6 protein-coding genes are annotated in these 11,756 nt (G+C 70.4%); 4 read left to right on the top strand and 2 right to left on the bottom strand.

Annotated features, from left to right (window positions below):
- Positions 1-225 precede the first annotated feature (225 nt).
- Together Acor_RS41110 and Acor_RS41105 are read right to left on the bottom strand one after the other, a co-directional pair.
- Positions 226-1,191, bottom strand: a complete 966-nt coding sequence (locus Acor_RS41110; RefSeq protein WP_218034816.1) for a tyrosine-type recombinase/integrase — start codon at positions 1,189-1,191, stop codon at positions 226-228.
- Positions 1,192-1,353: 162 nt separating this feature from the next.
- A complete protein-coding gene (locus Acor_RS41105; RefSeq protein ID WP_155342173.1) occupies positions 1,354-6,159 on the bottom strand; it encodes a WD40 repeat domain-containing protein in 4,806 nt (1,601 codons plus the stop codon).
- A 319-nt stretch (positions 6,160-6,478) separates the two neighbouring features.
- Between Acor_RS41105 and Acor_RS41100 the strand changes: the two genes are divergently transcribed.
- The 4 genes from Acor_RS41100 (at position 6,479) to Acor_RS41085 (ending at position 11,002) form a co-directional block, all read left to right on the top strand.
- Positions 6,479-6,742 (top strand): hypothetical protein, encoded by a 264-nt coding sequence (locus tag Acor_RS41100; protein WP_218034815.1) that lies wholly within the window; start codon positions 6,479-6,481, stop codon positions 6,740-6,742.
- A 108-nt stretch (positions 6,743-6,850) separates the two neighbouring features.
- A complete protein-coding gene (locus Acor_RS41095) occupies positions 6,851-7,027 on the top strand; it encodes a hypothetical protein (protein WP_422664871.1) in 177 nt (58 codons plus the stop codon).
- A 55-nt stretch (positions 7,028-7,082) separates the two neighbouring features.
- The gene (locus Acor_RS41090; RefSeq protein ID WP_155342172.1) at positions 7,083-7,376 is read left to right on the top strand and encodes a hypothetical protein; all 294 of its coding nucleotides are present in this window, start codon (positions 7,083-7,085) and stop codon (positions 7,374-7,376) included.
- The gene (locus Acor_RS41085) at positions 7,373-11,002 is read left to right on the top strand and encodes a tetratricopeptide repeat protein (protein WP_155342171.1); all 3,630 of its coding nucleotides are present in this window, start codon (positions 7,373-7,375) and stop codon (positions 11,000-11,002) included. Before Acor_RS41090 ends, Acor_RS41085 begins: the two co-directional genes overlap by 4 nt.
- Positions 11,003-11,756: the final 754 nt, after the last annotated feature.

Here is an 11,756-nt window from a genome sequence, read left to right as displayed (position 1 = left end):
GGGGTGGGAACCGAATACGCCGGAAAGGGGCCGTGGCCGGGCGGAACAGCTGAGGAATGACTTTGCGGTCTCCAGCTTGGGGATGTTAATCGCGTGCGGGTGTCGACCCGTAGGTGACGTATCCCCAGGCCAGCGCAGTGACGATCAGCGCTGCCGGGAGGAAGCAGACGCCGGCCGCCAGCAGGCCGCGCCAGCGGGCCCGGTTGTAGCCCAGGGAAGCGTTCGTCAGCGCGGTCTGCGCCTGGCGTCGGGGTCGGCTTCGGCGGTGACGCGGGCGGCGGTTTCGTCGCTGAGCCGGACATAGTGGCCGAGGCTGGCCAGGTGCTGGTGACGGGACTTGGCCTGAAGCTCGGGAGCGGTACGGCCGGCTTGGGCCAGGTGCTGGAGCGCGGAATGCCTTAGCTGGTGCAGCGACCAGCCGGCCCCGTGCGGGTCGAGCGCGGCGGAGGCCTGCTTGAACAGGTACTCGGCGCGCGGATAGGACAACCGGCCGCGTCCGGTGGCAGGACAGACGTCGGCCGCCGCGGGGGCGCGCGGCCCGGAGACGGGAGCGCGCCGGTCGGCGAGGAACACCGGACCTGAGCTGCGTCCGCGCAGCAGGCGGGGCAGGAGCCGGGCGGTGCCGGTGGCCCAATGCACGTACTCGATCGCGCCGCCCTTGGAGCGCACGCGGGCCCGCCGGAACTCCAAGTCCAGGTCCTCGACATCGAGCGAGAGGAGCTCCTGCGCGCGGGCGGCGGTTTCGTACAACATCCGCCACAGCAATCGTTCACGCAGGCTCTGCCGGTCGTCGCCGAACAGCTTGTCCAGGCGGATGCGGGGGATGGAACGGTCGCTGCGGCGGCCGGGCTTGCGGCGCTCCAGCCGCCGGGCCGGGTTGGTGGCCAGGAGCTCCTGGCGCTGCGCCCAGGTGGTGAACGAGGTGAGCGCGGACAGGTGCCGGTTCCAGGTCGCGGCCGCCGTACCGTCCCACTGGTCCATCACGGCGGCGTAGTCGTCAGGGTCCAAGACGCCCGCAGCCTGCGCGCCGACGCACGCGATGAGGTGGGCGAGGGTCTCGGCGTAGCTGTTGCGGGTCGTCTTCGTCTTGATCCCGTCGAGGAACCGGTCGACGGCTTCGGCGACGCTCTCCCCGCCGTTGCTGCTCAAAGTTGCGCCGCTGGGCGGCACCGGGAAGGAGACGAGCGACACGAGATGATCACCTCCGCGCCGATGTGACACATAACGTTATCGAGTCGGGTCCAGCCCGGCGAGCGGCGAACAGGGGCTACGCGCCGCCGCGAATGTCAGTGTGACAGATAATTCAAATTCCCTGTCACATCAGTCCTGATCACGGGCCAGGAGCGGTCCGGTCTACCGGGAGGCCGGGCAGGTGGGCCGGTACGCGTCGGGGATGTACTGCCGCCATTCCTCCGGGGTGAATCCACGGTGGGCGATGGCGCACACGGCACCAAGGGGATCACGCGGAAGCGCGACATCCCAGATCCGCGTGGTGTCGTCGTCACTGCCGGTGGCCAGCTGCGTTCCGTCCGGGGAGAACGCCACCGACTGCAGCAAGCCGGTGTGGCCGGCCAAGGGTCCGCCGAGCTGGATGCCGGTGCGGGCGTCCCAGATCCGCACCTTGAGATCCTTGCCGCCGGTGGCCAGCCGCGTTCCGTCCGGGGAGAACTCCACCGAACTCACCTCGTCGGTGTGGCCGATCAAGGGCTTGCCGAGCTGGGTGCCGGTGCGGGCGTCCCAGATCCGCACCGTCTTGTCGGCGCTGCCGGTGGCCAGCCGGGTTCCGTCCGGGGAGAACGCCACCGACTGCACCCAGTCGATGTGGCCGGTCAGGGGTTGCCCGATGGGGGTGGCGGTGCGGGCGTCCCAGATCCGCGCTGTTCGGTCGTCGCTTGCGGTGGCCAGCCGCGTTCCGTCCGGGGAGAACGTCACCGACTGCACGACGTCGATGTGGCCGGTCAGGGGCTTGCCGAGCTGGGCGCCGGTGCGGGCGTCCCAGATCCGCACCTTAAAGTCGCTGTCCGCGGTGGCCAGCCGGGATCCGTCCAGGGAGAACGCCACCGAACTCACCCAGCTGGTGTGGCCGGTCAGCGGTTCGCCGATAGGGGTGCCGGTGCGGGCGTCCCACATCCGCACCGTCCCGTCGAAGCTGCCGGTAGCCAGCCGGGTCCCGTCCGGGGAAAACGCCGCTGACCACACCACACCGGTGTGGCCGACCAGGGGCTTGCTGATTGGGGTGCCGGTGCGGGCGTCCCAGATCCGCACCGTTCCGTCGTCACCGCCGGTGGCCAGCCGGGACCCGTCCGGGGAGAACGCCACCGAACTCACGCCGTCGGTGCGGCTGATCAAGGGCTCGCCGAGCTGGGCGCCGGTGCGGGCATCCCAGATCCGCGCCTCAAAGTCGTTACTGCCGCTGGCCACCTGAGTACCGTCCGGAGAGAAAACCACCGAATTCACATCGTCGGTGTGGCCCGTCAGGGGTTCCCCGACAGGGGTGCCGGTGCGGGCGTCCCAGATCTGCACCGTGTCGTCGGCGCTGCCGCTGGCCAACCGGGTCCCGTCCGGGGAAAACGCGACCGACCACACCACGCCGGTGTGGTCGAGGGGCTTGCTGATTGGAGCGCCGGTGCGGGCGTCCCACATCCGCACCTTTCCGTCCTCACCACCGCTGGCCACCCGGGTCCCGTCTGGAGAGAGCGCCACCGAATGCACCTCGCCGGTGTGGCCGGTCAGGGGCTCGCCGATTGGGGTGCCGGTGCGGGCGTCCCAGATCCGCACTGTCTTGTCGGCGCTGCCGGTGGCCAGCCGGGTCCCGTCCGGGGAGAACGCCACCGAATTCACCCAGCTGGTGTGGCCGGTCAGGGGTTCGCCGATGGGGGTGCCGGTGCGGGCGTCCCAGATCCGCACCGTTCCGTCGTCACTGCCGCTGGCCAGCCGGGATCCGTCCAGGGAGAACACCACCGAGCTCACCCTCTTGGAGTGGCCGATCAAGGGATTGCCGATTGGGGTGCCGGTGCGGGCGTCCCAGATCCGCACCGCGCTGCCGTCACTGCCGGTGGCCAGCCGAGTCCCGTCCGGGGAGAACACCACGGACCGCACCGCGCCAGCGTGGCCGATCAAGGGCTCCCCGAGCTGGATGGCGGTGCGGGCGTCCCAGATTCGCACGGTTCCGTCGGCGCTGCCGGTGGCCAGCCGGGTCCCGTCCGGAGAGTACGCCACCGAGAACACCCAGTGCGTGTGACCGGTCAGGACGGCGCGTTGGGGTTGGCTGAGCAAGGCGGCCATGCTTGCCGAGGCTTCGTCGGTCTTGGAGATCGACCACGCGGCGGCGGCCAGTCGTGCCGAGGTTGCTGGGTCGTCGGGGAGGGATTCGCTGTGGGCGGCGGTCTGCCGGGACAGGAACTGGGCGCTGCGGCTGAGCGCCAGGTCGCGCTGCTGATCGGCGTCGCGACCGAAGCGGACTGAAGTCACTGCGGTGATGACCGCGATCACCAGTAGCCCAGCCAGGACCCCAGCTGCTGCTTGCCATCGGCGCCGGGTTCGGGTGGTGGCGCGCGTGCTGGCGGCGAGGAAGGCGGAGGCGGCATCGGATAGACCAAGGGCCGGGTAACGGCCGGGATCGGTCCGCCAGCGTGCAGCCGCGGTCTGCGCGTCTTCCAGGCGGGATCCCCGGTATAGAAATGATGCGTCCCGGCCGCTCCGATCCCATTCGGCGGCGTCTTCGGCGATCTGGCCGTGCACGATCCGGTCCGCCCGGTCCTCGGCGAGCCAAGACCGGAGGCGTGGCCACGCGGTCAGCAACACGTCGTGGGCGAGTTCGACCGTAGCGGCCGGTTCGCTTGTCGAGCGGGTGTCCGACGACCGCCGCGACCGGGTCAGCGATGCAGTGGAGGCTGTCTCCGCGCCCAGGCCAGGCCCAGTCGGTCCCGCTGCCGATCCCTGTGCTGAAGTCGGTGTCGGTTCCGGCAGTAGGTCGCTGGCACCAGCCGATGACATGGCGGTCATGAGACGGGCGGTGGTGAATGCCTCCACGACCTGCTGGACTTGCTGGAGGTGGTCGCTGCCGGGGTGGTCGCCGTCGGCGGATTGGCTCAGCTCGGTCAGTTCGGTCAGCGGGATGCGCCGGCGGCTGATCTGTCCGTCAGTTCCGGTGATCGTCAAGGCCAGCAGGATGCGCTGGGCGATCTGCTGTTGGCGGGGATCCAGGCGGGTGTAGGTGTCTTCGGCGGTGTCCGTGACGGCGGAGGCGACCCCGCCCGCGTGGTCGTAGGCGGCGTGGGTGAGCCGAGTGCCTTCGCGGTTAAGCCAGGTGCGGGCCATGGCCATCGACAAGAGAGGCAATGCGCCCGCCGCCCCCGATCCCGCAGATCCCCCGATTCGGCCCGGTCTGGCGGCCGTGGTGCGCAGGTGGCTGATCAGGTCGTTGACGATCTGCTCGGCCAGGCCGTCCTCCACCCGCAACCCGGCGGCCGCGGCCGGCCCGGTGATGGTCCGGCGCAGTTCCTGCTCGTTCATCGGATCCAGCACGAACAGCTTCTCCTCCAACGCGCGGGCCAGCACCGAGTAAGCGGAACAGCGGTCGAGGAAGTCACCGCGTACCGCGAGCACCACGAGCCCAGCCGGAAGCCGGTCTGCCGCCCGCCCAGTGAAACCGCGCTCGCCCCGACTGCCAGCTGACCTGGCCGACGGTTCCGCGACAGCGTCCACGTCTGGGCGAGCGGTGAGCGCCTCCAGCGCGGAGACGAACGCCTCATCCTCCCTCGGGCTCCCGGGCCCCTCGCCCTGGCCGGGATGGCCGGTGTAGTCGGCGGAGGCCAGGGTGAACAGTTCCTCGAACTGGTCGACGACCACAATCAGCCGCTGCGGGCCCTGCTGCGCCCTCGCGCGCGCCCCATCGCCGGATGCGCGGCGGATCTGTTCGGTGGCCAGGACCTGCCGGGCTCGCCGCACCGCAGCCCCGGCCGGGTCGGTGCGCAGCTCGTTCAGCACATGATCTGGGTCGGCGTGGCAGCGTACCGCGAGCTGCACCGCCAGCTGCTCCAACGGCCGCGATCCGGGAGTGAAGGTGATCTGCGGCCAGTCGGCCGTGCCATAGGCCGCGGCTAGTGAATCTTGTGTCGGCATACGCAGTTCGGGGAGCAACCCGGCGTGCAGCAGGGAGGACTTCCCGGCTCCGGACGCTCCTGTGACGATGATGGGCCCGCTGCCAGTGTGCGTGGCGACCATGGTCAGCAGGCGTGCGGTGTACTGCCCCCGGCCGTAGAACACCGCCGTCTGGGCGGGGCCGAACGGGGCCAGCCCTTGATACGGGCAGCGCCCCGCCCAGACGGCCGACAGCTTCACCGGGCCGGGATCCGCCGTGGTTGCCGCGTCAGGCAGGCGGATCGCCAACTCGGCCAACTGCTCATGGAACTCCAGCAGCAACGCGATCACCCACTGCTGCTGGGAACGGTCGAACCGATGCTCGGCGTCCTGCCGCGCCAAGGACTGCTGAAGCCGCACGACCGATCCGTCCAGGCCGCGCAGCAGCGGGCCCAACCCGGCCACCTGCTCGCCGAGGCCGGCGAACCCAGCCATCAGCTCCCGCAGCAGCTGTTCCTGCCCCCCGACCACGACCTCGCCGACCACGACAGCGGTCGCGTCAATCCGCTCCAGCACCAGCGCCAGCGTTGCGGCCAGTGCCTCGGCCTGCTGATCCTGTGCCGCAAGCACCTGCTCGATCCGTGCGGCGAGCTCCTGGCGCACCAGTTCGGCGAAGGCCGACCCACCCGTGTCCGGCCCAGCGACGGCATCGGGAGCGCTCGCGGCATCCGGATCGGTGGGTGATCGCGCGCGGGTACGGGCGCGGGCAGCGTTCAAGGACTCGCCGATGAGGCTGGCCAGCACGTTGCCCCCGACCGAACCCACCACGGTCAACCCGGCCGCCACCGCCGGCAGCCCCGGCGCTCCCAACGCGATCGGGACCAGCGCGCTGGCGCACAACCCAGCCAGCATCGCCCGCGGACTGGCCCAGGTCACACCCCGCATCGACAAGGCGGCAGCCTGCCGGGTCCATCGGCGTGCGCCCTCCTGAGCGGCGGCGATCTGCTCGTCCGCGTCCGCCCCGGACGGACCGCCACGCGGCGGCACCGGCGGCTGATCCTCATCCGGTTCGCTCACCTGCTACTCCCCAACCCCCCGGCCACAACGCCACTCAAGGATCCCCGCGCCCACCTGCAAAACCGACCGCAGGTTCGGAAACACACCCCCCGGTAATGTCCTGATGCCTGGTTGACCACCAGCGAATCGACAGATCTACGGACTTATCGGTCCCGGAGCGCCGATCGCTACGCCCTTCCCGCCGGTTCGGCCACGGAGACGATCATCCGGCCAGGACACGCCGCTACACCACGACATGACCGACGCCGAATGGCGGGCCAGGCCGACCAAGGGGTGGCCGCAGGTTTCCGACACGGCATCAACGACGATGGTGTCGCTGATGGCCGCCACCCTCATCACCGTGGTCGCCTCCCGGGTACTCAAGATCGGTGACAGCCTCGGCGACGTCGCCGCCGTCACCCCCTTCTACGCCGCGTTCCTGGTGATCATGGCGTTCGCCGGGCTCGCCGTCACCTGCCTGTTCCGCCTCGATGCCGGCGCCGGACGGGCGATCGTATTCTCGGCCCTCAGAAGGGTGGAGGAACGAAAACGTACGCTGAGCCCAGTCCTACAGCTCACCGGGATCCTCGTCTCGCCGACATAGGGCTCCAGATCGAGTCGACCCTCGGTAACGACCCCTGGACACCTTCCACCAGGGCCTGTCGGTGACCGGTCGGTCGGGACCTGGCTCATCATTGTCGGCGCGCTGGTCATGCTGTTGTGGATCCCGCTGCGCCAGAAACCCGGGCTGGGCACGATCAGCAACGTCGTCCCGCTCTGCCTGTTCGCCGACGCCACCATCTGGCTCGCGCCCACACCAGACCAGCTGGCCGTCCGCTGGGCCTACCTGCTGGTCCCGCTCCCGCTCGCGGCCGCCGCCAGCCTCTAAAGGATTCCGCCCGGGCATCAGAAATATCCCTTGAGGGTGAGCGATGATGACGGGTATGACGGGTCGTGTGCTGGCGGGAACGGCGACAGCCGTCACCGCGCTGATCGGGCTGGGCATCTACCTCTCCACCGTGGGTCTGGACAGGGCCGACAAGATCGCCAGCGTGATCGGTGTGTTCGTCGCGCTGATCGGGCTTGGGCTGGCCCTCTGGGGGCTTGCTGCCAATCGCGGCGGCGGGCAACAGCGGCCACCGGTGTCGGCGTCGGGGGACCGGTCGGTCGCCCTGGGCGGCGACAACACCGGCGTCATCTCAACCGGGGACGGCATGTCCGGCCCCCAGCCGCGGTGAGCCCCCTGTGGCGCCGGCGCTCCGGCGAGCCGGTGCCCGGTGTCTCGGCGTCCGGGCCGGGAGCCGTCGCCGTCGGCGGCGATAACCGGGGGATCATATCCACCGGCCCCAACGCGACCAATGTCCAGACGGTGCTGCCGGTGGCGGCCGTACGGCCGGTCACCGACGTGGACGCCCCGCCGGGGATGGCGCGGCTGCCCGCCCACTCCGCGGTGTTCGTGGGCCGCGACGACGACCTGGCCGACCTGGCGACCGCGCTGGCGGGGCCCGGCTCGGTGGTCGTGGCCGCGGTGCACGGGCTGGGCGGAGTGGGCAAGTCCACGCTGGCCGCTCGCTACGCCGCCACCCACGACTTCCATCCGGTGTGGTGGATCACCGCGGAGACACCGGCGGGAGTTCAGGCCGGGCTGGCCGCGCTGGCGATGGCGTTGCAACCGGAACTGGCGGCGGTGCTGCCGCCGGAGGCGCTGGCCGAGCGGGCCGTCTCCTGGCTGGCCGCCCACCAGGGATGGCTGCTGGTGCTCGACAACGTCACCAACCCGTCCGACATCACGCCGCTGCTGGAGCGGACACTGACCGGACGCGTGATCGTGACCACCCGCCTGGGCGAGGGCTGGCACCGGTTCGGCGCCCGCCTGCTGCGCCTGGACGTCCTGCCGCAAGAGCAGGCGGTCGAACTGCTGTCCCGCATCGCCCCCGGGGCGGCGGACGGCGCGGCCGAGTTGTGCGCGGAACTCGGCAACCTGCCGCTGGCCGTCGAACAGGCCGCCGCCTACCTCCACCAGACGCGCCTGTCCCCATGTGCCTACCTGGCCCTGCTGGCCGAGCACCCCGCGGTCATGTACGCAGAAACCGCCCAGGGGGCGGACGCCGAACGCGCCATCGCCCGGATCTGGCGGATCACCCTCGACCGGCTGGCCACCGTGCCCCTGACCGGAGACCTGCTGCGGATCCTGGCCTGGTGGGCGCCGGAGGCCCTCCCCCGCTCCCTGCTCGACGGCCTAGCCGCCCCGCCTGACCTGCAGCACGCGCTCGGCGCCCTCGCCGCGTACAACATGATTACCCTCGATCACGAGAAAGTCATCGTGCACCGGCTCGTCCAGGCCGTCGCCAGAACAGCCGACCCGGCCGACCCGCACCGTCGGCCCGGCGACATCGGCACCGCCCGGGAACAGGCCACCGGCCTCTTGGTCGCCGCGCTCCCCGACGATATCGAGAACCCCGCCGCCTGGACCGGCCTGCGGACGCTGCTCCCGCACACCGACGCCCTGACCACCCACGCCCCCGCCTCCACCGACACCCTGGCCACGGCTCACCTCCTCCAGGAGACCGGGCTGTTCCTCGACAACCAGGGCTCCACCCACCGGGCCATCACCTCCCTGCTCCGCGCCCAGGCCACCCATCTGCGCGTACACGGCGACGACCACCCCGACACCCTGACCTCCCGCACCTACCTCGCCCACGCGTACCAGAGGGCGGGCGACCTGGGGCGGGCGTTCCCCCTGTACCAGGAGATCCTCGCCGCGCAGGAGCGGCTGCTCGGCAGGAACCACCCCGATGCCCTGGTCGCCCGTGCCAATCTCGCCGCCACGTACCACACGGCCGGCAACCCGGGCCAGGCCATTCGCCTGTTCAAGAAGGCCCTCACCGAGCAGCGACGCGCGCTCGGCGACGACGACCCCGCCACCCTGGTCACCCGCAACAACCTCGCCCACGCATACCAGGCGGCCGGTGACCTGAAAAGGGCGATCCGCCTGTTCGAGCGGACGCTGGCCGACCGCCGCCGCGTGCTGGGCGAGGACCACCCCGATACCCTCGCCTCCGGCAACAGCCTGGCCGCCGCCCACGCGGAGGCCGGTGACCTGGAGCAGGCGATCCGCCTGTTCGAGGAGACGCTGGGCGACCGCCAGCGGGTGCTGGGCGAGGACCACCCCCAGACTCTGGCCTCCCGCAATGACCTCGCCACCGCCTACGAGGCAGCCGCAGAACCGGCGCTGGCGATCCCGATGATGGAGCAGAACCTCGCCGACTACCGGCGCGTGCTGGGCGAGGACCACCCCGACATCCTCGGCGCCCGCAACAACCTCGCCTACGCCTACGAGTCGGATGGCGCTGCGGAGCGGGCCGTCCCCCTCTACGAGCAGGCCTTGGCCCACTGCGAACGCGTCCTGGGCGGCGACCACGTCACCACGCTGGCCGCGCGCAACAACCTCGCCCAGGCCTGGGTGACCGCCGGCGACCCGGAGCGGGCGATCCCGATGCTGGAGCGCAACCTCGCCGACTGCGAGCGGGTGCACGGCGAGGACCACCCGCACACCCTGAGCGCGGCCAACAACCTCGCCAACGCCCACCAGGAGGCCGGAGACCTCGTCACGGCGATCCCCCTGCTGGAACAGAGCCTCGCCGACACCCGGCGGGTGCTGGGCGACCGCCACCCCCAGATCCTGAACGCGCGCAACAACCTGGCCGTCGCCTACCAGGCGGCCGGAGACCCGAAACGGGCAATCGCGCTCCTCGAACAGAACGTCGCCGTCGCGCGGCGGATGCTGACCAAGACCCACCCCATCACCCTGGACGCGCGCGAGAACCTGGCCGCCGCCCACGAATCGGCCGGAGACTCCGGCCGCGCGATCACCATCTACCTCAAGATTGTCACCGACCACGAACGCGCGCACGGCGAGGACGCCCCGGAAACCCTCGTCTCCCGCGTGGCCCTCGCCGCCGCCTACCAAACGGCCGGTGACCTCGACCGCGCCATCTCCCTGTACGAACAGATCCTCGCGACCGCGGAACGCATACTCGAGTCCAGGACCCTCCTCCAACGCGTGCAGGGCGAACTCGACTTCACCTTCTCCTCCCGCGCCAACCTCGCCGACGCCTACCTGGCGGCCCGTCGGCCGGGCCTGGCTCTCCCCCTCCACGTGCGGAACCTCTCCCTGCGGCAGAAGTCGCCCGGCGCTTATCACCCCGACCCCGACACCGACGCCTCGCACCGCAGCCTCCTGCGGGTCAGAGACGAAGCCGACAGCGACCAGGAACGGATGGTCGAGCTGATCGCGCAGACTCTGGAACAGCAGGACCACGCCATGTTCAACGCCCGCCGCCACCTCGCCCAGGTCTACCTGTGGACGGGTGACCCCGCGCGGGCGATCCCGCTGTACGAACAGGTCGTCGCGGAGCAGCGGCGGGTGCTCGGAGACGACGATCTGGACACCCTCCTGTCCGCATTCGAACTCGCCCGCTCCTACAAGGCGGCGGGCCATCCTGGCCAGGCGATCCCCCTGTGGGAGCACCACCTGGAGCACTGGCGGCGGCTGGAGGGCGACCTGAGCGTCGAAACCCTGGTCACCCGTAAACTGCTCGCCGAGGTCTACGAGGCGGCCGATCTCCCACACCAGGCGATCCCACTGTGGGAGTTCATCGTCGACCTCTTCGCGCAGACGATGGGAGACAGCCACCCGGACGCGCTCCCCCACCGCCACAGCCTCGCCCGCGCCCGCCGGGCGGCCGGTGATCCCGACCGGGCCGCCCCGCTGTACGAGCGGGTCCTAGCCGACTGCGTCCGGGTGCTGGGCGAGGACCACGAGCTCACCCGGGCGGTCCGCGACGACCTGCGGGAGAACTGAGGCAGCGGACGGGGCTGAATTAACCCACCGCGCCATCCACGCTAAGGCGCACGACGCAGGCTTCTAACGCGACTTTTCTTTCGGCTGCAATAGCGTGCGCTTTGTGCGCTGGAACGGAAACATACGCCAACGGCCTCGGCGACGCGTTCAGGCACCCCTTCGCTGACCTGCGTGAACAGGCTTAGCGTACGTTTTCGTTCCGCCACACTCCAAGGGCCGACTCTTAACGACTCTCGCGGACTTCCGTTCGGCACCCATCCTCGCATGCGGGAAGGCGCTTACCGTACGAAACGGTTCCGTTGCAGGTCCACCCCCTATGCCGGCGCAGAAGCACCTCGCCCGCCAAGGCCACCGCGACCGCTACCACGATTACCACGACGCTCCAGACTCGCCGAACAGCTCCTGAGGCAGGACGCCTCCATCGCTCGCGCGGTTGGCTACCTCTTACATCGTGTCCGGGACTCCGCCTGTTTCGGGCCGGCGAGGTGCACGATTCTCGGGAACGTCACGGCTCGCCCGCGATGGTTATCTGTCTGATCCTGCTGCGCGGTGCACCGCCCGGGCCAGACGCTGGCCATCGTCATCACGCACAAGGAGGACGATCAGCCCACCCACCTGATCAGCAGTCTGTAGTCCGGCAGGCCAGCCAGCCGCGCTGGTTATCGAGCGCTCCGACGATCGATACCCCGACACCTTCTACCTGCGCTAACACCGCTCGCGTGTACTTGGTGACAGCTTCCTTAACGGCAGGTCC

Source organism: Acrocarpospora corrugata, from assembly GCF_009687845.1.
GTDB lineage: Bacteria > Actinomycetota > Actinomycetes > Streptosporangiales > Streptosporangiaceae > Acrocarpospora > Acrocarpospora corrugata.
Note: the sequence above shows the minus strand (reverse complement) of the source record. Positions and strands in the feature narration are given on the sequence as shown.

Excerpts from the sequence above, each read along its gene's own strand:
- Acor_RS41100 (WP_218034815.1), top strand. The coding sequence starts at position 6,479 with ATGGCCGCCACCCTCATCACCGTGGTCGCCTCCCGGGTACTCAAGATC.
- Acor_RS41095 (WP_422664871.1), top strand. The coding sequence starts at position 6,851 with ATGCTGTTGTGGATCCCGCTGCGCCAGAAACCCGGGCTGGGCACGATC.
- Acor_RS41090 (WP_155342172.1), top strand. The coding sequence starts at position 7,083 with ATGACGGGTCGTGTGCTGGCGGGAACGGCGACAGCCGTCACCGCGCTG.